This window comes from Acidobacteriota bacterium (assembly GCA_016184105.1).
GTDB lineage: Bacteria > Acidobacteriota > Vicinamibacteria > Vicinamibacterales > 2-12-FULL-66-21 > JACPDI01.
Map to the genome: position 1 here is coordinate 34,264 of JACPDI010000002.1, position 18,576 is coordinate 52,839.

General features: G+C 68.9%; 26 protein-coding genes. 5 read left to right on the forward strand and 21 right to left on the reverse strand.

The features are described from left to right. The first annotated feature begins 153 nt into the window (after positions 1-153). Genes HYU53_00325 through dacB form a run of 3 tightly spaced genes read left to right on the forward strand, consistent with a single transcriptional unit; the run spans position 154 to position 4,304 of the window. Complete coding sequence (locus HYU53_00325; GenBank protein MBI2219639.1) at positions 154-1,473, forward strand: Gldg family protein; 1,320 nt, start codon at positions 154-156, stop codon at positions 1,471-1,473. Continuing rightward, on the forward strand, positions 1,474-2,826 hold the full coding sequence (locus HYU53_00330) for a DUF4340 domain-containing protein (GenBank protein ID MBI2219640.1): 1,353 nt from the start codon (positions 1,474-1,476) through the stop codon (positions 2,824-2,826). Further along, a complete protein-coding gene (gene dacB, locus HYU53_00335) occupies positions 2,823-4,304 on the forward strand; it encodes a D-alanyl-D-alanine carboxypeptidase/D-alanyl-D-alanine-endopeptidase (GenBank protein MBI2219641.1) in 1,482 nt (493 codons plus the stop codon). The genes HYU53_00330 and dacB overlap by 4 nt, the downstream gene beginning before the upstream one ends. Positions 4,305-4,522: 218 nt before the next feature. Here the strand turns inward: dacB and HYU53_00340 are convergent, their stop codons facing one another. From HYU53_00340 to queC, 4 genes are read right to left on the reverse strand one after another with little or no spacing between them, the layout of a single operon-like run. Beyond that, on the reverse strand, positions 4,523-4,801 hold the full coding sequence (locus HYU53_00340) for a hypothetical protein (protein ID MBI2219642.1): 279 nt from the start codon (positions 4,799-4,801) through the stop codon (positions 4,523-4,525). Next, positions 4,798-5,187, reverse strand: coding sequence for a response regulator (locus tag HYU53_00345; protein ID MBI2219643.1), 390 nt, complete (start codon positions 5,185-5,187; stop codon positions 4,798-4,800). Before HYU53_00345 ends, HYU53_00340 begins: the two co-directional genes overlap by 4 nt. Further along, on the reverse strand, positions 5,184-6,377 hold the full coding sequence (locus HYU53_00350) for an alanyl-tRNA editing protein (GenBank protein ID MBI2219644.1): 1,194 nt from the start codon (positions 6,375-6,377) through the stop codon (positions 5,184-5,186). Before HYU53_00350 ends, HYU53_00345 begins: the two co-directional genes overlap by 4 nt. Continuing rightward, a complete protein-coding gene (gene queC / locus HYU53_00355) occupies positions 6,364-7,056 on the reverse strand; it encodes a 7-cyano-7-deazaguanine synthase QueC (protein ID MBI2219645.1) in 693 nt (230 codons plus the stop codon). The genes HYU53_00350 and queC overlap by 14 nt, the downstream gene beginning before the upstream one ends. Before the next feature lie 99 nt (positions 7,057-7,155). On the opposite strand from queC, the gene HYU53_00360 reads away from it, so the two are divergent. After that, positions 7,156-7,428 carry a hypothetical protein gene (locus HYU53_00360; protein ID MBI2219646.1) on the forward strand — a complete coding sequence of 91 codons (273 nt, stop codon included), beginning with the start codon at positions 7,156-7,158 and terminating at the stop codon, positions 7,426-7,428. Then, positions 7,421-8,353 carry a DUF72 domain-containing protein gene (locus tag HYU53_00365; GenBank protein MBI2219647.1) on the forward strand — a complete coding sequence of 311 codons (933 nt, stop codon included), beginning with the start codon at positions 7,421-7,423 and terminating at the stop codon, positions 8,351-8,353. Before HYU53_00360 ends, HYU53_00365 begins: the two co-directional genes overlap by 8 nt. Here HYU53_00365 and HYU53_00370 read toward each other — a convergent pair. The 17 genes from HYU53_00370 to HYU53_00450 form a co-directional block, all read right to left on the reverse strand. Then, on the reverse strand, positions 8,331-8,879 hold the full coding sequence (locus HYU53_00370; GenBank protein ID MBI2219648.1) for a peptidylprolyl isomerase: 549 nt from the start codon (positions 8,877-8,879) through the stop codon (positions 8,331-8,333). The genes HYU53_00365 and HYU53_00370 overlap by 23 nt on opposite strands. A gap of 8 nt (positions 8,880-8,887) precedes the next feature. Then, the gene (locus HYU53_00375) at positions 8,888-9,577 is read right to left on the reverse strand and encodes an endonuclease III (protein ID MBI2219649.1); all 690 of its coding nucleotides are present in this window, start codon (positions 9,575-9,577) and stop codon (positions 8,888-8,890) included. Between the two features lie 14 nt (positions 9,578-9,591). Further along, entirely contained in the window at positions 9,592-10,575 is a 984-nt protein-coding gene (locus tag HYU53_00380) for a D-glycerate dehydrogenase (GenBank protein MBI2219650.1), read from the reverse strand. Then, positions 10,547-10,786, reverse strand: coding sequence for a hypothetical protein (locus HYU53_00385; protein ID MBI2219651.1), 240 nt, complete (start codon positions 10,784-10,786; stop codon positions 10,547-10,549). Before HYU53_00385 ends, HYU53_00380 begins: the two co-directional genes overlap by 29 nt. Further along, on the reverse strand, positions 10,783-11,061 hold the full coding sequence (locus tag HYU53_00390) for a EutN/CcmL family microcompartment protein (protein MBI2219652.1): 279 nt from the start codon (positions 11,059-11,061) through the stop codon (positions 10,783-10,785). Before HYU53_00390 ends, HYU53_00385 begins: the two co-directional genes overlap by 4 nt. A 1-nt stretch (position 11,062) precedes the next feature. Further along, positions 11,063-11,386, reverse strand: coding sequence for a EutN/CcmL family microcompartment protein (locus tag HYU53_00395; protein ID MBI2219653.1), 324 nt, complete (start codon positions 11,384-11,386; stop codon positions 11,063-11,065). Further along, positions 11,386-11,655, reverse strand: a complete 270-nt coding sequence (locus HYU53_00400) for a EutN/CcmL family microcompartment protein (protein MBI2219654.1) — start codon at positions 11,653-11,655, stop codon at positions 11,386-11,388. The genes HYU53_00395 and HYU53_00400 overlap by 1 nt, the downstream gene beginning before the upstream one ends. 27 nt (positions 11,656-11,682) lie before the next feature. Further along, the gene (eutM, locus tag HYU53_00405; protein ID MBI2219655.1) at positions 11,683-11,976 is read right to left on the reverse strand and encodes an ethanolamine utilization microcompartment protein EutM; all 294 of its coding nucleotides are present in this window, start codon (positions 11,974-11,976) and stop codon (positions 11,683-11,685) included. Positions 11,977-12,091: 115 nt separating this feature from the next. Continuing rightward, complete coding sequence (locus HYU53_00410) at positions 12,092-12,934, reverse strand: class II aldolase/adducin family protein (GenBank protein ID MBI2219656.1); 843 nt, start codon at positions 12,932-12,934, stop codon at positions 12,092-12,094. Positions 12,935-12,937: 3 nt separating this feature from the next. After that, positions 12,938-13,201 carry a YHS domain-containing protein gene (locus HYU53_00415; protein ID MBI2219657.1) on the reverse strand — a complete coding sequence of 88 codons (264 nt, stop codon included), beginning with the start codon at positions 13,199-13,201 and terminating at the stop codon, positions 12,938-12,940. Between the two features lie 8 nt (positions 13,202-13,209). Next, a complete protein-coding gene (locus HYU53_00420; GenBank protein MBI2219658.1) occupies positions 13,210-13,839 on the reverse strand; it encodes a tetratricopeptide repeat protein in 630 nt (209 codons plus the stop codon). Between the two features lie 72 nt (positions 13,840-13,911). Then, positions 13,912-14,643 carry an alpha/beta fold hydrolase gene (locus tag HYU53_00425; protein MBI2219659.1) on the reverse strand — a complete coding sequence of 244 codons (732 nt, stop codon included), beginning with the start codon at positions 14,641-14,643 and terminating at the stop codon, positions 13,912-13,914. A gap of 41 nt (positions 14,644-14,684) precedes the next feature. Beyond that, entirely contained in the window at positions 14,685-15,422 is a 738-nt protein-coding gene (locus HYU53_00430) for a pyridoxine 5'-phosphate synthase (GenBank protein MBI2219660.1), read from the reverse strand. After that, on the reverse strand, positions 15,419-16,759 hold the full coding sequence (glmM, locus tag HYU53_00435; GenBank protein ID MBI2219661.1) for a phosphoglucosamine mutase: 1,341 nt from the start codon (positions 16,757-16,759) through the stop codon (positions 15,419-15,421). The genes HYU53_00430 and glmM overlap by 4 nt, the downstream gene beginning before the upstream one ends. Positions 16,760-16,781: 22 nt before the next feature. After that, positions 16,782-17,432: a YbbR-like domain-containing protein gene (locus tag HYU53_00440; protein MBI2219662.1), complete on the reverse strand. Its 651-nt coding sequence runs from the start codon at positions 17,430-17,432 to the stop codon at positions 16,782-16,784. Continuing rightward, entirely contained in the window at positions 17,432-18,247 is an 816-nt protein-coding gene (locus HYU53_00445) for a TIGR00159 family protein (protein MBI2219663.1), read from the reverse strand. Before HYU53_00445 ends, HYU53_00440 begins: the two co-directional genes overlap by 1 nt. Positions 18,248-18,290: 43 nt before the next feature. After that, positions 18,291-18,575, reverse strand: coding sequence for a hypothetical protein (locus HYU53_00450; GenBank protein ID MBI2219664.1), 285 nt, complete (start codon positions 18,573-18,575; stop codon positions 18,291-18,293). Between the last annotated feature and the right edge of the window lies 1 nt (position 18,576).

Here is an 18,576-nt window from a genome sequence, read left to right on the forward strand (position 1 = left end):
GCTGAAGCGAGTGCTGAATCTCATCGGATGGCTCGGCGCCGCGCTCGTCCTGGCGGCGCTCGCCCTGAAATTCACCCGGCCGGAGTTGTCGCAGTGGTACCGCCCGCTCGCCATCGGCGGCCTGATCTGCACGCTCCTCTATCTTCTGAGCCAGTGGCGCGAGATCGGGCGCAGCTTCACGCGGCGCCAGGTGCGCTACGGCGCGGTGTCGGCCGCGAGCGTCCTGGTCGTGCTGCTGATCCTCGCGGGCATCAACTGGATCGCGGCCCGCCAGTCGACGCGCTGGGACCTGACGACGGGCAGCCAGTTCACGCTGTCGGACCAGACGAAGAAGGTCCTTGGCAGCCTCAAGGAGCCGGTCAGGGTCCGGGTCTTCGCGAGCGCGCGCACGGTCGATCGCTTTCGCGATCGGCTCACCGAGTACACGCACGCGGCCGACAAGCTGGTGGTCGAGTACATCGAGCCGCTGAAGCAGCCCGCGCTGGCCAACCAGTACCAGGTTCAGCAGGACGGCACGGTCGTGTTCGAGTACGCGGGGCGCATGGGGAGAAGGACACCGGCTCGACCGAGCGAACGGGCTACAGCGGCGCGGCATCCGCGCTCGGCGGCGACAACTTCACCGTGGAGAAGGTCGTGCTCGCCCAGCAGACGACGGTCCCCGCGGATGCGGCCGTCCTGGTCGTTGCCGGCCCTCGCACCGACTACCTCCCCGCCGAGATGGACATGCTGCGGGCCTACCTGCGCAAAGGGGGCAAAGTGCTCCTCATGCTGGATCCGCCCGAGTCGACCGACAGCGCGCCCGTGCCGAACCTCATCGCGTTCGCGCGCGAATGGGGCGTGGATGCGGGCAACAACGTGGTGGTGGACCTGAGCCCGGCGGGACGGTTCCTGGGCACCGGGCCGTCGATTCCCGTCGCCGCGAGCTACCCGACACACGCGATCAACGAACGCATGGAAACGCTGACGGCGTATCCGCTGGCGCGGTCGATCACTCCCGCCGCAGCGGGCGCGGACGGGCGCGTTGCGCAGTCAATCGTCGAGACGAGCCAGAACAGCTGGGCGGAGACCGATCTGAAGGCGCTCTCGACCACGGGCGAGGCGCGGCGCGAAGAGGACAAGGGTGACAAGGCGGGGCCGATATCGCTGGCGGCCGCGGTCAGCGCCGCGGCGCCCGAGGCTCCGGCGGCGCCCGAAGGCCAGTCGAAAGCCGAATCCCGCGTCGTCATCTTCGGTGATTCGGACTTTGCGTCGAACCTGGCGCTGGGCGTCCAGGGCAACCGCGACTTCTTCCTCAACGCGGTGAACTGGCTCGCCCAGCAGGAAAACATGATCGCGATCCGCGCGAAGGAACCCTCCGATCGCCGCGTGACGATGACCGCCGAGCAGCAGCAGCGGGTGTACTGGCTCGCGCTCTTCATCATCCCCGGCCTGATCATCCTCGCGGGTGTGCAGTCCTGGTGGCGGAGGCGCTAGATGCGGCGCGAGCGATCGTTCCTGATGCTGCTTGCGGCGGGCGTCGCGCTCGGCGCCTACATCTACTTCGTCGAGCGGCACCGGCCCGCGGGCGACGCGCCCGAGCAGAAGCCCAAGGTGTTCGAGGGCGTCCAGGAGGGGGACGTCGAGGAGATCACCGTTTCCAGCGGCGGACAGACGACGCGATTGACGAAAGTGGATGGCAAGTGGCGGGTCGTCGCGCCGATCACCGCCGATGCGGACACCGAACAGGTCAACAACCTCACCGGGAACTTCGCGACGCTCGAGCGGTCGGACGTGGTGGACGAACATCCATCCGCGCTCAAGGAGTTCGGTCTCGACCCGCCGCGCGCCGAAGTCGGGTTCCGCACGAAAGGCTCCCGGGAGCCGAAACGGCTGCGCGTGGGCAACAAGACGCCCACCGGCGGCGAGCTGTACGCGCAGGTGGAGGGGGAAGCGCGCGTCATCCTCATCTCCGGCTTCATGGAAGGGGTCTTCGTCCGCAGCACGTTCGATCTGCGCAACAAGGCGATCCTCGCGTTCGAGCGTGACAGGATCGAACGGATTGACATTGACTCCGCGGGCGGCGTTCTGACGCTCGCGCACGCGCCGGGCGAGTGGCGGATCGCGCAGCCGCTGAAGGTGCGGGCTGACTTTGGCGCAGCCGAGGGGCTCGTGGGCAGGCTGACCACCGCGCAGATGCGGTCGGTGGTGTCCGACGAAACGCCGGCGCCTGCGGCGTTGCAGCAATACGGGCTGGCGGCGCCCGCGATCACCGTGACGCTGACCGGCGGCAGCGCGCGCGCGGTGCTGAAGGTCGGCCGCACCGACCCGGAAGGCAATTACTACGCGATGGACACGGCGAGGCCGCTCGTGTTCACCGTGGAGCCGTCGCTGGTCGACGAGTTCAAGAAGACCGCGTCCGATTTCCGCCGCAGGGACCTGTTCGAGTTCCGGCCGTTCAACGCGACGCGCGTGGAACTGACGCGGAACGGCCGGCCGATCGCCTTCGAACTGGTGAAGGACGCGGATCCCAAGGCGGTTGCGACGCTCAAGTGGCGGCAGGTCTCCCCCGCACGCGACGTCGATCGCCAGAAGATGGACTCGTTCCTGTCCGCGCTCTCCAACCTGCGGATCGACGCGTGGACCGGCGGGACAGGGGCTCCCGGACTTGACGCGCCCCCGCTTGCATTCGTCGTGAAGTTCGAGGAGGGCAAGAAGGAGGAACGCGTGGCCTTCGCGAAGAAGGGGGCCGACGTGTACGCCACCCGGAGCGATGAGCCCGGCGCGGCGAAGATCCCGTCCACCGATTACGACGCGGCCATCCGCGCGCTCGACGACCTGCTGAAATGACCCGCCGGCACGGTGCCGCCGCCATCGCTGCCCTTGCCATCGTCTGGGCGCCGGCGGCGCCGGTGGCGGACGCGCCGCCGCGGCCTGGCGGGCTCCGCCAGGATCTCTCGGCGGTGCTCTCGGCGCCGCTCCTCGCCCGCTCCCACTGGGGCATCCTGGTGAAGTCGCTCGATCGCGGCGACGTCATCTTCGAACACAACTCGCGCAAGCTCGTGATGCCCGCGTCGAACATGAAGGTGTTCACGATGGCCGCGGCGGCCGAGCGTCTCGGATGGGACTATCGGTTCGAGACGACGCTCGAGAGCGCCGCCCCGGTCGTCGGGGGCGTGCTGACGGGCGATCTGATCGTGCGGGGCGGAGGGGACCCGTCCATCGGCACGCGCGACGGTGTGGCGGCGACGACGTTCGACGAGTGGGCGCAGCAGTTGCGCGCGGCGGGGATCGCGGCGATCGACGGCCGCATTGTCGGAAGCGATGACGCGCTGGACGACGAGGAGCTGGGAAGCGGCTGGGAGTGGGACGACCTGGCGTATGCCTATTCCGGCCCCATCACGGGGCTCGTGTACAACGAGTCGCTCGTCCGCATCGACGCGCGGCCCGGCGCGCGACCGGGCGATCCGGCAATCCTCGAGGTGACGCCGGACGGCGACCACGGCCTCGCGGTCGTGAACCGCGTGATCACCGCTCCTGCCGGCGAGCCTGAGAGCCTCGAGGCGCGGCGCGCACGCGGCTCCGAGATCCTGGAAGTCGTCGGCCGCGTGCCGGCAGGCCGCGAGCGCGCGGCCACGCTCACCGCCTCGGTGGACAATCCCACGCTCTTCTTCGCACGAGCGCTGCGGTCGGCGCTCATCGCCCGGGGGTTCCGTGTGTCGGGAGACGCCATGGACGCTGACGCGCTGCCGCCGGGCGATCCTGCGCGGCGCGCCGGCACCATGGCGGTGCTCGCGCGCCACCGGTCGGCGCCGCTCGCCGAGATCGGCCGGACGTTCATGAAGGTCAGCCAGAACCTCTACGGCGAGCTGATCGTGAAGGCGGTCGGGCGGGCGGCGGGCGAGGGAACCACGGCCCGCGGGCAGCAGGCGATTCGAGAGACGCTCAGCACGTGGGGTGTGCCGGCCGATTCGTACATCCTGGCGGACGGCTCGGGGCTGTCACGGAGGAACTTCGTCTCCGCCGAGGCGCTCGTGCGGATCCTGGAGCACGTTCACGCGGATGCCCGGCATCGCGACGCGTTCCTGCAGGCGCTGCCGATCGGGGGGCAGGACGGCACCTTGCGCAACCGGCTGCGCGCGTCCTGGACGGCGGGCAACGTCCACGCGAAGACCGGGTCGATCTCCAACGCGCGCGCGCTCTCCGGGTACGTGAGGACGCGGAGGGGCGAGACGCTCGTGTTTTCGATCGTCGCCAACAACTTCAGCCTGCCGGCGTGGCGCGTCGAGCGGGTGATTGATCTGCTCGTCGAGATCCTGGCGCGGTAGGCAATAAGGGGGACAGTCACACTTTCCGGAGCAACGGCCCAGGAAAGTGTGACTGTCCCCCTTATTCCCCCCGGTGGCGGCCCACGTGTCGATCAGCGACATCTGGAGCACGTCGTACCGCTCGGTCGACCGGTGCAGGTACGCGCGCGCCTCATCGTGGACGAGCTGCACGCCGGGCGTGCCGGCAATCCGCGCGAAATCCCTGTGCGTTCGCGTGTTCAGCAGCGGGACGACGGCCAGGCACCCGGCCGACGCGCCGAGCAGGTCCCACGCATAGATACGGCCGATCTGCGCGCCGGCGCGCGTGAGGGCCAGCGAACGGCGCCCGCGGCCATGCCGAGCATGGCCAGCGACACCGCAAAGAACGACAGGTGGTACCACGTCAGGACCGACAGGAGCCTCGAGTCGAGCACTTCGAGCACCAGGGTGGCGAACGTCACGAGGAACAGACCGGCGGCGAGCGCCGAGGTCGGAGCGGGGCGCGACGCGGTCGTCATTCGGGTGTCGGCAGGAACCGTTCGAGGCAGGCGGACAACGATTGGCGCGTGATCGGTTTCATGAGGGTGCCGTCCACGTCCAGCTTCGCCCCGTGTTGCTCGAGCGCCGCTTCGGTGCTCATCACGATCACCGGCGTGGAGGCGACGGCGGGCATCTCCTTGAGATGCAACAGAAACGTCAGGCCGTCGATGCGCTCCATCATCAGGTCGAGCAGGATCACACGGGGGGCGAGCCCGTCGCGGAGCTGCTCCAGCGCCTGCAGGCCCGATGTGGCGGCCTTGACGCGAAACCCCAGCCGCTCCGCGATGACATCGATCAGCAGAAGCACCGATGGGTCGTCATCGACGACGAGCAGCGTCGGTGCGCTTTCCGGCTCGGTATTCATGCGGCCTCCGCGGCGCGGACAACGAGCTGTCGCGCGGTCTCGAGAACGCCCGCGCCAGCCAGTCCGCCGGCCTGCGCCAACTCCGGGCGCCCGCCGCCCCTTCCGCCGTGTGCCGCGACGAGCGCCTCGAGGGCCGTGGCCGCGTCGAACGCGACGTCGCCGGAGCGCGCCACGACAATCAGGCCGCCGGCGGGGTTGAAAAGGATCGTCACCACGCCCGGCGAGGCGGCGACGGAGAGGGCCAGCGCCTTCAGGCCGGCCGCATCCCAGTCCGCCGTCTCGATGACGGCGCGCCACGGGCCGATCGCCGTTGCCCTGGACACCAGTGCCTGGGCCTCAAATCCGGCGAGCCTCTCCTGCTGCCCCTTGATCGTGCGCTGCAGCTCGCGCGATTCCGCCTGCAGCCGCGCGACGGCCTCGGGCAGCTCCACCGGCAGTACGGACAGCCGCCTGATGCATCCGGCGACCGTGTCCCGGAGCGCGCCGAACGCACCGAGCGCGCGCGCGCCGCACAGGAACTCGACGCGCAGGCCCCCCTTGTATTTCTCCGTGCCGCTGATGGCGATCACGCCGATGGCTCCGGTTCTCGCGACATGGGTTCCCCCGCACGCCGACACGTCGTAGCCATCGACGTCGACAATGCGGAGCCGGCCGGTGCGGGCAGGTTCCTTGCGCAGGGGCAGCCTCGCAGCCTCTTCCTCGCTGACCACGCGCACGCCAACGGGCCGGTCTTCCCACACGATCCGGTTCGCCTCACGCTCCACACGCGCCAGTTCGGCGCCCGGAACGTCACGCGCGAGGTCGATCGTGCTCCGGTCGGACCCGAGGTGGAAGCTCGCCGTGCGCGCGCCGGCCACCTTGTCGAACGCGGCCGACAAGATGTGCTGCCCCGTGTGCTGCTGCATGTGCTCGAAGCGCCGCTCCCAGTCCACCGCACCGCGCACCGGGCCCTTCGCGATTTCGCGATCGAGCACGTGGATCACCGCGCCATCGTCGCGATCGACCACGTCGACGACCTTCGCGGCGCCGAGCGTGCCGGTGTCGAACGGCTGACCGCCGCTCGTCGGATAGAAGGCGGTGCGATCGAGGATCGCCGCCGGCCTGCCCTCGTGCTCGGAGGTTTCGACGACCGACGCGTCGAATTCCCGGGCGTAGGCGTCCAGGTAGTAGATGCGTTCAGTGATGGACACGAGCGGTCAGTGGATCCTGCGCGCCCGCCTCCGCGAAGCCGCGGGCACGCAGCCGGCAGCTGTCGCAATGGCCGCACGGCGCGCCGTCCGGATCCGGATCGTAACAGCTGTGGGTCAGGCTGTAATCAAGGCCGAGCGAGAGGCCGGTGCGGATGATTTCCGCCTTTGTCATACGGAGCAGGGGCGCCTCGATCTGGATCGTCCGCCCCTCGGCGCCCGCCTTCGTGGCGAGCGCGGCCATCTGCTCGAAGGCGCGCAGGTATTCCGGCCGGCAATCGGGATACCCGGAGTAATCGACGGCGTTTGCCCCAATGACGATGGCGCGCGCCCCCACCACCTCCGCCCACCCGAGCGCCAGCGAGAGGAAGATCGTATTGCGCGCCGGGACGTACGTGGACGGGATGCGCGATTCGTCTTCGAGCGGCCGGTCCTTCGGCACCGGCCCGTGGCCGGTCAGGGCCGAGCCACCGACCGCATCCAGGTTGACGGAGATTTCCAGCCGTCGGGCCACGCCCAGCGCCTGGCACACGCGGCTCGCGGCCAGCAGTTCCTGGGCGTGGTGCTGGCCGTAGCGCACCGTCAGCGCGTACAGCTCCGTCCCGCGCGCCTGGACGAGCGCCGCGGCGGTGTAAGAATCGAGCCCGCCGCTGAGGAGGACGACGGCGCGTGAGCGTGACATGGGTTTCATTGTAGTATGTCGCGGCCGGAGGAACGCGTGGCGAAGCCAACGCTGTACTGGAAACCCACCTGAACGACCTGCCGCAACGCCAGAAGGTTTCTGGACGAGCAGCAGATCGACGTGGAAGAACGGGACATCAACCGGGACCCGCCAACGCGCGAGTTCCTCGAGCAGCACATCGACGCCACCCGCTTCCTCGATTTTGTCAGCACCCGCAGCCCGGTGTTCAAGGAGCGGCCGCTGCCGAAGTCCAAGAAGGAGGCGATCGACCTGATGATGCAGCAGCCGAACCTTATCAGGCGGCCGATCCTGGTTCGGGGCTCGAAGGTGATTTTCGGGTTCGACAAGGACAAGTACCAGGAAGTTGGGTGAGATCCGCATCGGCACCTCCGGCTGGAGCTATCCAGCCGGCCAGGGGACCTGGAACGGCGTGTTCTACCCGCCGAAGGGGTCGCGCCCGCGCGGGTTCCGCGAGCTCGCCTTCTACGCCGAGCACTTCGACACGGTCGAGATCAACTCGACGTTCTATCGGCCGCCGTCCGCCGCGGCTGCCCGCAACTGGATCGAGCAGACGCCGCCCGGGTTCGATTTCTCGGTCAAGCTGTACCGGAAGTTCACACATCCCGAGATGTTCGTGAAGGCGACCGGCAGGGACCCGCACGATCTGGGCGCGGCAGACATCGACGAGTTCCGCGCAGGGATCGCGCCGCTCGCGGATGCCGGACGCCTGGGCGCGCTGCTCGCCCAGTTTCCCGCCAGTTTCAAGGACGATCCGGACGCGCGCGCGTACCTCGCGTGGCTCCTCGAGGCGTTTCGTGACTATCCGCTCGCGGTCGAGCTGCGGCATCGCAGCTGGAGCGACGCGATCGACCGAACGCTCGGCATTCTGGGCGAGTCGGGCGCCGCGCTCGTCCAGATCGACGAGCCGAAGTTCCGCCTGTCGATCCGGCAGACATTCAAGCCGAACACCCCGGGGCTTTTCTACATGCGGCTGCACGGGCGCAACGCCGACGCCTGGTGGAGCCACAAGGCGTCCGAAGAGCGGTACGACTACCTGTACTCCGTCGACGAGCTGAAGCCGGTGGTGGAAACGGTGGGGGCCGCCGCGCGCGCGACGCGCAAGGCGTATGTCTACATGAACAACCACCACTCCGCGAAAGCGGTGGCCAACGCCGCAGTGCTGAAGCACGAACTGGGGCAGGAAGCCGGCGGGATCTACCTGCCCGAGTTCATCGAGCGTTACCCGGACGTGAAGGACATCGTGAAGGCCGCGCCTACTTCACATACATTCTTTTGATCACGTCCTCGGCCTGGATCTTGTCGACGACGTCCATCCCCGCTATCACCTGTCCGAAGATGACGTACTTCCCGTTGAGGCCGGTGCGGTCGCTGCGCATGATGTAGAACTGGCTGTCGGCCTGCGTCGGATCGCCGGAGTGGGCCATGCCGACCGCGCCACGTATGTGCGTTCGGCGCTTGGAGAACTCCGCCACGCCGACCGGCTTGCCGCTCCCCGACGCGGGGCCGCGCCCCCACATGTCCCTCTTGGTGAAATCGCGCGTCTGCGGGTCGCCCATCTGGATGACGAATCGCCCCTCGGCGCGATGGACCCGGAGGCCGTTGTAGAAGCGCCGCTTCACGAGGGTGAGGATGTGGTCGACGGTCTTGGGCGCGTCTTCCGGATACGTCTCGAACTGGATCGCGCCGCGGCTCGTCTCGACGACCACGATCGGGCCCGCGCCGGGGGACTTCTTCACCGGTGCCGCGGCCTGGCCGGCCGCCGGCTGCGAGGCCAGCAACAGTGCGGTGAGTATGAGGAGCATGGGACGGATTATAGCGCCGCGCGCGGCTTGCCGACCTTCGTGACGCCGACCTTCGGGCACACGTCCGCGAGCACGCACCGGGTGCACAGCGGGTAGACCGGCCGGCACACGTTCTGCCCCCACGTGACGAGATAGAGATTCACCAGCGGCCACCAGCGGCGTGCCGCGACCTTGTAGAGGGCGTGCTCGGTCTGCTCGGGCGTCCGCGTCAGCACCCATCCCATGCGGTTCGAGATGCGGTGCACGTGCGTGTCCACGCAGATGTTCGCGTGGCTCTGGTGCGCGAGGATGAGCACCAGGTTCGCGGTCTTTCGCCCGACGCCCGGAAGCGTGAGGAGTTCCCCCATCGTGTCCGGCACGCGGCCGCCGAAGCGCTCGAGAATCCGGCCGCACGCGGCTTTCACGTGGCGCGCCTTGTTGCGGTAGAAGCTGACGGGGTAAATGAGCTTGCGGATCGTGGGCACCGGGAGCCTGGCCATGCTCCGCGGCGTGCGCGCGACCCTGAAGAGCCGCTGCGACGCCGCGTGCGTCACCTCGTCGCGCGTCTGCGCGGAGAGCATCGTCGCGATGAGAACCTCGAAGGGATCGTCCCGGCTGTCCTCGGCGATCTTCTCCACGGCGGGCTCATCGAGGCCGTCGATCGCCTTCCCCAGGCGGCGCATGACGACGGAAACAGACGCGCCATTCGTCAGGACCATTCGTCAGAACCTGTTCAGGTGACCGGCGTGATCGGCGGCTGGCCGTCGAGCACGGCAATGACATTGCGCGCGGCAAGGTCCGCCATGGCGGTGCGCGTTTCACGCGTCGCGCTGCCCAGATGCGCCGCGAGCACGAGGTTGTTCAGCGCGAGCAGGTCCGGGTGGACCTGCGGCTCGCGCTCGTAGACATCGAGGGCGGCGCCCGCAAGAAGCCCTTCCCGCAACGCCCACGCGAGCGCCTCCTCGTCGACAACGGGACCGCGCGAGGTGTTCACCAGGTACGCGCTGCGTTTCATGCGCGCGAACGCGCGACGGTCGAACAGGCGCGTGGTCTCCTCGGTCAGCGGCGTATGGATCGACACGACATCAGACGTCACCAGGAGTTCGTCGAAGCTCAGCGGCACGGCACCGCTGGCATCGCGAAGCGACTGGCCGGTGCGATCGGAATACGCCACCGTCATCCCGAACCCGCCGGCACGCGCGGCCACCGCGCGCCCGATCCGGCCGTAGCCGACGATGCCGAGCTGCTTGTCCCGCAACTCCATGCCGAGCATGTAGTCGAGTCCCCAACCCTTCCACTGCCCCGCGCGGATGACGCGGTCCGCCTCGGCGATGCGGCGCGTCGCCGCGAGGATCAACCCCCAGGTGAACTCCGCCACCGCCCCGGTCAGCACGTCCGGCGTGTTCGTGACGATGACGCCACGGTCGCGCGCCGCTTCCAGGTCCACGTTGTCGTAGCCGACCGCCACGTTGGCCACGATCGCGAGATCGCGTCCGGCGTCGAGGAGCGCGCGGTCGATGCGATCGGTCAGCAGGCAGACGAGCGCGCGCTTGCCCGCGACGCGCGCGCGCAGCTCCTCGGGCGGCAGCCTCGCCGCGCGCGTGTTCATCTCGACATCGCAGTGCCGCTCGAGGAGCTCGATGACCGAGGACGGGAGGCGCCGGGTGACGAGGACCGGAGGGCGCTGGCTAGTGTCCGTGCGACTGGCAGTAGCCACAGTGATTGCAGCGGACGACGGGTTCGATGAAGCAGGGGCCGTCGAGCTCTTCGCCGCTCAGCACGCCATAACGCGCGTGGCTGGCGTGCCAGGAGAGCGGAATGGTCCGCGACGATGTCAGGTGCCGTCCGGCCGCCGGCGTGCCGGGCGCCACGGAGAGCTGGCGCGCGATGACGTCGCGCACGAGCGCGCGGAGGGCGTCTTCGTTCATGACTCGATTCCCACATCCACCGTGTCGATGATGCCGACGATCGCCGCGTCCACCGGCGAGGACGCCCGGCCGAGCGCGCTGATCGCCGCCTTGCCCTCGACCACCACCAGCACCTTCTCACCGACCCCCGCACCCACCGAGTCGATCGCGAGCAGCGCGGCCCCGCGGGGCTCGTCAGCGGGACCGAGCGGCTGGACGAGGAGCAGCTTCGTGCCGTGCAGCTTCGAGTTCTTCTGCGTCGAAACCACCGCGCCCACGACCCTGGCGATGAGCACGTCAGCCTCGCCGCCGGCCGGCCGGCTGCCCTTTGCTCCCCCCGCCAGCGGCGGGCGGTGCGGCGTACGACCAGTGATCGACGATGCCGACGATGGCCGCGTCGGTCGGCGGTTCGCCGGGGAGATACGGCAGCGCGGCCTCGCGGCCGCGGACGAAAAAGACGTTCTCGCCGACCCCCGCACCCACCGAGTCGGTCGCGACCAGCGGGCGGCCGGCCGCGCGCCCGTCGGCGTCGAGCGGCTGGACGACGAGCAGCGTGAGGCTGACGAGCTGCTCGTCCTTGCGCGTCGCGACGACATCGCCGATCACGCGGGCAAGCTGCATCAGTCTTTCACCTCAATCGCGTCGATGATGCCGACAATCGCCGCATCCACGGGACAGTCCTTCATACCGGACGCCATGCGCGCCGAACTGCCGCTCACGATCAACACGGTCTCGCCGACGCCGGCGTCAACCGTGTCGACCGCGACGAGGTAGCTGCCGTCGACTTTCCCCTTCGGATCGACGGGGCGGGCGAGCAGCAGCTTGTTGCTGACGAGCCGCTCGTCCTTCCGCGTCGCAACGACGGTGCCGACGACCTTGGCAAGGATCATGAGTGGTCAGTGCCCGGTGGCCAGAGCTTACGCCTTGGTCGCGTTTGTCTTGCCGATGGGCAGCGTGTCTTCGAGGTTCGCGTGCGGGCGCGGAATCACGTGCACCGACACGAGCTCGCCGACGCGGCGCGCCGCCGCTGCCCCCGCGTCGGTCGCGGCCTTCACCGCGGCGACGTCGCCCCGAACGATTGCGGTCACGTAGCCGGCACCGATCTTCTCCCAGCCGACGAGCGTCACCTTGGCCGCCTTGACCATGGCATCCGCCGCTTCAATCATCGCGACGAGCCCCTTGGTCTCGACCATGCCGAGCGCTTCACCCATTACTGCCTCCATGTAGTGGACAGTGGACAGGGGACAGTGGGCAGGGCTCAACGGGCGATCGTCCGCCCACTGCCCACAGCCCACTGCGCACTGCAGCTATCCGCTGCCGCGCGCCTCATTTCAACGCGCGGATCGCTTCCTCAATCAATGCCGCCAGTTCGCCGTATGTTAGCCGAATTTCCTGATCGGCTCCTAGCGCGGAGTCGGCGACCAGGCGCGGTCCGCCGGGAGGGACCTCCGGCGCACGAATGACCTGGCACGCATCCGCGCCGCTCTCCCCCTGATCCGGAGGGCAGATCGGAGCCGGGGCGGCAATCCCGTACTTGCCCCGGAGCTCCTGCAGCCGCCCGACCTCTTCGCGAGACAGCAGCCGTTCGCGCCCGAGCAGGCGCGCGACGAGGCTGATCTTGGCGAAGTGCTCGATCGTCTCCATCTTGTAGTAGGTCGCAAACAGCTCCTGCCCCACGGTCAGCGCCCCGTGATTGGCGAGCAGCAGGCCGTCGTGCGCCCTGATGTGGCGTTCCACCGCCGCCGCAAGCTCCGGGGTGGACGGCGTGCCGTACTCGGCAATCGGAATGCTGCCGAGCGTCGTGATGACTTCGGCCAGCACGGCGCGGTCGAGCGGGATGCCGGCCACCGCGAAGCCGGTCGCGAGCGGCGGGTGCGCGTGGACCACCGCCTGCGCGTCGGGACGGTTGCGGTACACGGCAAGGTGCATCAGCAGCTCGGAAGACGGATCGCGGTCTCCCGCGAGCTTCCGGCCGGACATGTCGGTCACAACCATCATGTCCGGCGTCATGAATCCCTTCGATACCCCCTTTGGCGTCGTCAGGAGGCGGGAGGCATCGAGGCGGACGCTGATGTTGCCGTCGTTTGACGCGCAGTAGCCGCGCGCGTACAGGCGCCTTCCCACTTCGACGATGTGCGCGCGAAGGGTGTCGTTGGAGGCGGGGGGCATCGTTTACCGGGAATCCCGCGGCGCGCGCGCGAACTCGTCGCGACAGCGCTCGGAACAAAAATAGCGGACGAGCCCGCCGTCGCGAAGCGCGAGCGCACGGCCTGGCACGACGTACGTGCCGCAGACCGGATCCCGGAACAGCGGCACGGCAGCGCCGCCGCCGCGAACCGCGCCGTGCTCGTGCAGGCCGCGGCGGATGCCCATCCACAGGCGCCACAGCGCACGGACGATGAGGAGCACGAGGAGGATCTGAAGCAGTCGGAGCATGACCCCCGCTACTCGCTCCCGCGTGACGGCGTTCCCGGCGGCGTGGTGCCGGTCATGTCAGGGTGCGCTGACTTGACGGCGTCGAGCGCCTGTTTGGCGGCACGCCCCTCCTGGCTGTCGGGCGACAGCCGCACGACCTTCTCCCACGCCTCGGTCGCCCCCTTCAGATCCTGCTTGCCGAACGCCCGGACGATGCCCACGTTCAGCAGCGTCTTGGCGTGCGACGGATCCACGGCGAGGGAGCGATCGAACTGGGCAAGGGCGCGATCGGGCTGGTTCGTGTAGTAGTAGCTGACGCCGAGATCCGTGCTGGCGTTGACGTTCTTCGGATCGATCTGGAGCGCCTGCTCGTACCAGCGGATCGCCTCCGGATAGTGCTCCGCATCGAAGTACAGGTTGCCAAGCTCGATGCGCGGCGCCGGGTCGCTGGATGCGGCAGTGGCGGCGGTTTCAAGCGTGCGCACGCGCTCGGGGTCCACCGGCTTGGGCGCGGGCGCGTTCTGCCCCTGCGATGCGGCGCTCATCTGCGGCGCCAGGGCCGGGGCGGACGGCCTCGCCTGCTGCGTCCCGAGAATCCAGCCGACGAGAAGGCCGAAAAACGCGCCGGAGACGGCGAAGATGATCGACTCGCGCTGCATAGGAGTGAATAAGTGGGACAGTCACACTTTCCGAAAGCAGCGGCGCAGGAAAGTGTGACTGTCCCACTTATTCTATAGCGTCCGGTGGAACCAGTCGACGAGCGTCCCGACGATCGAGCCGTCGCGGGAGAGCATCACGGTGCCATGCCCCATCTGGTCGAGCACCAGCGATTCCCGGCCGGGGGCGGTCGCCGCCTTGGTCAGCTCGCGCAGCGTGCGGTGCGCGTACGCGTCCTCGCGGCTGACGACCAGCAGCATGGGGCGCGGGGCGTACTTGCGGGCGCTCTGCTCGATGCGCAGGCCGCGGTAGTCCAGGGTGACCGAGAGCAGCGCGATCGAGCGCACGGCCGGATCGGCTGCGGCGGCGACCAGGGCGAGGTTCGCGCCGAGCGACGCTCCCGCGATCCCGATGCGGCTGTGCTGCACGTCGGGACGGCCCGCCAGGTATTGCCTGGCGGCGACAACGTCCTGGAGCATGGCGGAGGGGCCGGCAGACTCCTCGGTCAGCGCCGGCGAGGACTCGCCGTGGCCGCGCAGGTCGATGGCGAGGGCGGCAATGCCTTCCGACGCGAGCCTTGCCGCGACCGGCTCCCAGTCGCGACGCGTCCTGGTCAGCATGTGGACGAAGATAACGGCTGGCGCGGGACGCCGCGAGGGCTCGAAAAAACTGGCTGCGACGGTGACTCCGTCGGCGGTCTGGAACGACACGCGCTCAACCCGCTGCGCGTGCGCGGGCGCCGGCGCGACGCACAGCAGGAGCAGCAGGGAAAAAGGGGTCGGGAGCCTTTTCCGCGTTGCGTGCAACGCGGAAAAGGCTCCCGACCCCTTTTTACGTTTTGCGTAATTCACGCGAGCACCGACAGGTATTCGCGCACGACCGTCTCGAGGCCGACGAACACCGCGCGGCTGATGATCGCGTGTCCGATCGACACTTCGTCAAGATGCGGCAGCGTGCGGAAGAGCACGAGGTTGTCCAGATCCAGATCGTGCCCCGCGTTGACCCCCATCCCAAGCTCGTGGGCGAGCTCAGCGGCGGCAACGTACCTCCCGAAACTGGCGCGCGAGGCGGGCTCGCCCGCCTCGAACGCGCGCGCGTACGGCTCCGTGTAAAGCTCCACGCGGTTTGCGCCGAGACGTGCAGCCCATCGCACCGCCGCGGGCTCGGGGTCGACAAACAGGCTCACCCGAACACCGCGGCGCTGGAGGTCTGCGATCGTCTCTTCCAGCGCTTCGCGCGGCGTGTCCGGAGGCCAGCCCGCCTGGCTCGTGATCTCGCCCGGCCGAACCGGCACGAGGGTGCACTGGTCGGGGGCGGTGCTCCGAACCATCTCCAGAAGATCGGGTCGCGGATCCCCTTCAATGTTGAACTCCACGCGACCCCGCAGGGGCTTCAGGAACTCCGCGATGGCGCACACGTCAACGGGACGGATGTGGCGCTGGTCCGCACGAGGGTGGACCGTGATGCCGGGAGCGCCGGCATCGACGCAGACGCGGGCGGCGTGGAGAGGATCGGGCAGGCTGCCGCCACGCGAGTTGCGGAGCGTCGCGATCTTGTTGACGTTGACCGACAGCCGGACGCTCACGCGCCGATCTCCCGCTTGACCGCGTCAGCGATCCCTTGCGCCCAGCCCTGGATCTCGTCCTGGTCGCGCCCCTCGATCATGATGCGCAGCAAAGGCTCCGTGCCGGAATACCGCACCAGCAGCCGGCCCTGGCCCGCCATCGCGCGCTCGACCTGGTCCATCGCGCGGGCGACGGGCGGCAGCTCGCACAGCTCGCGTTTCTCGCGCACGCGCACGTTGACGAGCACCTGCGGGAAGGTCTTCAGGTCGGAGGCGAGGTCCGCCAGCTCCCGGCCGGTTTCCGCCATGACGCGCAGCACGCGCAGGGCGGTGACGATGCCATCGCCGGTGAAGAGGTGCTCGAGGAAAATGATGTGGCCGGACTGCTCGCCGCCGAGGGCGATGCCGCGCTGCAGCATCTCCCCCATCACGTATTTGTCGCCGACCGCGCAGCGCACAAGGCCGATGCCGCGGTCGCGCAGGGCGAGCTCCAGGCCGATGTTGCTCATGACGGTCGCGACAATCGCATTCCCGGGAAGCGCGCCCGTCGAGTGGAGCCGGCTGGCGCACATCAGCAGCACCGCGTCGCCGTCCACGACGTTGCCCGCCGCGTCCACGAAAATGGCGCGGTCGCCGTCGCCGTCGAACGCGACGCCGAGCCGGTACCCGCCCTCGCGGACGAGGCGTTGCAGCGCCTGCGGATGGGTGGAGCCGCACCCGAGATTGATGTTGCGGCCGTCGGGCGTATCTCCCGCGACCGTGACGTCGAAGCCGTAGCCGCGAAACAGCTTCGGCGCGACGCTCGTCGTCGCACCGTTGGCGAGATCGAGCGCGACACGCAGGCGCCCCAACAGAGACGCCTCGGGCAGCGCCTCGCGCGCGTGCGCGATGTATGCGTCGCGGAAATCGCGGTGCTCGATCTCCGGCCGCGCCTCGGCGTGCACCTGCCAGGAGGTGTCGGCGATGGTCGCCTCAATCTCCTGCTCGAGTTTCTCGCTGAACTTCTCCCCGCGCCCCGAGAAGACCTTGATGCCGTTGTCCTGAAATGGATTGTGCGAGGCGGAGATGACGATGCCGGCATCGAACCCGAGCGAGCGCGTGATGAAGGCTACCGCCGGGGTCGGAATGATCCCGGCGCTCGTCAGCGTCCCACCCTGGGAGCAAATGCCGCGCGCGAGCGCGCGCTCGATCCACGCGCCGGACTCGCGCGTGTCGCGGCCCGCGACGAGGCGCGGCGTACGCCCCGGATCGGGCAGCGCGCGCACGAGCGACGCACCGAGACGCTCGACGGTGGATTCATCGAGCGGATACTGGCCGGCGACGCCGCGGACGCCGTCGGTGCCGAACAGTCGGGGCATGGAGGACGATTGTATCTTGGGCCTACTGTTTCGCCTCGACAATCTCCACCACGACGCGTGCGCTCTGCGGGGTGCGCAGGCGCACCGTGGTCCTCGCCACGCCGATGTTCACCGTGTCTCGCACGAAGGCGCGGGCGTCGGTGATGTTCACCGGCTCGGTGATGGCCTCCGCCGTCTGGCGCAGATGGTCTTCGGGGCCGATGATCTCCACTGTCGCGGGGTCTGACCGCACCGCACGAACGACGTACCCCGCGGCCGGCTCCCCTTCGAGAGCGGGACGGACGGGCACAATGCGGCTGGAGGTCGGTTCCAGAACCAGGCTCAGCGTCGGCGGCTGCACGTGCGACACCGAGACTCCGTAGGGGCGGTTGACGGAGTCTGTCTGCAGATGGAACAACCGCATCCCGCGGCGGGCGCCGCGGAGATCCAGGACCGCCACGACCTCACCCGGCTGGAGCTTGGCGAGAAGCCCCGACGATCCGCGCAGCCGCACGTCGACGGCGGTGGGGGGGTCCCCGACAATCTCCATCCCTTCGGGGATGTTGCGAAACTCGAGCGGCACGCGCATGTTCCGCTCCACAACGTGCTCGCCCGCCACGACGAACCAGAGCCCGGCTGCCACCAGGACGGCGAGCACCTTGAGCCCCAGATTGCGGAACGGGTTGTACGCCATCAGAGTCCTGTATACACGCTCTCGGTGACGCGCGACGCCGGCCGCCGCGAAACGAGCAGCGCCTGCAGGCGCGCCTTCAACTGCTCGGGATCCAGCCTGCGCTCGATCTGGCCGTCCAGGGCGAGCGAGACGGCACCGGTCTCCTCCGAAACCACGATCGCCACGGCGTCGCTCTCCTCGCTGACGCCGATTGCCGCACGATGCCGCGTGCCCATCTCCCGTCCGAGGCTCGGATTGACGGTCAGCGGCAGGAAGCAGGCGGCGGCGGCCACGCGGTCCTCCTGCACGATCACGGCGCCGTCATGAAGCGGCGATCCCGGCTGGAAGATCGTGACGAGCAGGTCGTATGTGAGCCTGGCGTCGATCGGGATGCCGCTCTCGATGTAGTTTCGCAGCCCGATCTCGCGCTCGACGATGATGATGGCGCCGGTGCGCTGCGCCGACAGCATCTGCGCCGCAACGACGATCTCGGCAATCGCCTCCTCTGCCGCATCGGTCGTCGTGAAGTAGCGGAAGAACGGCGCCCGCCCGAGGTGCGCCAGCGCGCGACGGATGTCCGACTGGAAAATGACGATGGCCGCGAACGCCACGTACACGAGCATGTTCCGGATCAGCCAGTTGACCGTCTGCAGCGGCAACAGCCCGGAGACGAAAAACAGCACGATGACGAGAAACGAGCCGAGCGCCATCTGGACCGCACGCGTGCCGCGAATGAGCTTGAGCGCCTCGTAGACGACGATGGCCACGACGGCGATGTCGAGGATGTCCCACCAGGAGATCGGCGGGCGTCGCAGGAGCGTGGAGAGGTACTGCAGCACGCGCCGTTAGCTTATCAAGAACGGGGCGCGGGGCCAGAGGTCAGGGGTCCGGGTTCAGGGAGCCGAGCTGGGCGTTCAGGGCCTCGACGGCCTGTTCCAGCATCCGGCGGTGCGCGGCATTGGTGGCGCGCTGCAGATCCGCCAGGAGGCGGGCGCGCGAAAGTTCGAGCGTGCGGACCCTGTCCAGCCGCTCCATCTGGGCCGGGCTCAGCGGCTTGCCGGTGGCCTTCGGGCGGGCGGCCTCTTCCTGCTGCGACTCAACCTGCTTGCTCTCGAATCCACGGGCCACGAGGTGATTGTACCCACCGCAGAACGCGCGGAACACC

Bases quoted from the DNA above. Each gene is read 5' to 3' on its own strand.
- HYU53_00330 (MBI2219640.1), top strand. From the start codon at position 1,474: ATGCGGCGCGAGCGATCGTTCCTGATGCTGCTTGCGGCGGGCGTCGCG.
- dacB (MBI2219641.1), top strand. From the start codon at position 2,823: ATGACCCGCCGGCACGGTGCCGCCGCCATCGCTGCCCTTGCCATCGTC.
- HYU53_00340 (MBI2219642.1), bottom strand. From the start codon at position 4,801: ATGACGACCGCGTCGCGCCCCGCTCCGACCTCGGCGCTCGCCGCCGGT.
- HYU53_00345 (MBI2219643.1), bottom strand. From the start codon at position 5,187: ATGAATACCGAGCCGGAAAGCGCACCGACGCTGCTCGTCGTCGATGAC.
- queC (MBI2219645.1), bottom strand. From the start codon at position 7,056: ATGTCACGCTCACGCGCCGTCGTCCTCCTCAGCGGCGGGCTCGATTCT.
- HYU53_00370 (MBI2219648.1), bottom strand. From the start codon at position 8,879: ATGCTCCTCATACTCACCGCACTGTTGCTGGCCTCGCAGCCGGCGGCC.
- HYU53_00375 (MBI2219649.1), bottom strand. From the start codon at position 9,577: ATGGTCCTGACGAATGGCGCGTCTGTTTCCGTCGTCATGCGCCGCCTG.
- HYU53_00385 (MBI2219651.1), bottom strand. From the start codon at position 10,786: ATGAACGAAGACGCCCTCCGCGCGCTCGTGCGCGACGTCATCGCGCGC.
- HYU53_00395 (MBI2219653.1), bottom strand. From the start codon at position 11,386: ATGCAGCTTGCCCGCGTGATCGGCGATGTCGTCGCGACGCGCAAGGAC.
- HYU53_00400 (MBI2219654.1), bottom strand. From the start codon at position 11,655: ATGATCCTTGCCAAGGTCGTCGGCACCGTCGTTGCGACGCGGAAGGAC.
- eutM (MBI2219655.1), bottom strand. From the start codon at position 11,976: ATGGGTGAAGCGCTCGGCATGGTCGAGACCAAGGGGCTCGTCGCGATG.
- HYU53_00410 (MBI2219656.1), bottom strand. From the start codon at position 12,934: ATGCCCCCCGCCTCCAACGACACCCTTCGCGCGCACATCGTCGAAGTG.
- HYU53_00415 (MBI2219657.1), bottom strand. From the start codon at position 13,201: ATGCTCCGACTGCTTCAGATCCTCCTCGTGCTCCTCATCGTCCGTGCG.
- HYU53_00420 (MBI2219658.1), bottom strand. From the start codon at position 13,839: ATGCAGCGCGAGTCGATCATCTTCGCCGTCTCCGGCGCGTTTTTCGGC.
- glmM (MBI2219661.1), bottom strand. From the start codon at position 16,759: ATGCCCCGACTGTTCGGCACCGACGGCGTCCGCGGCGTCGCCGGCCAG.
- HYU53_00440 (MBI2219662.1), bottom strand. From the start codon at position 17,432: ATGGCGTACAACCCGTTCCGCAATCTGGGGCTCAAGGTGCTCGCCGTC.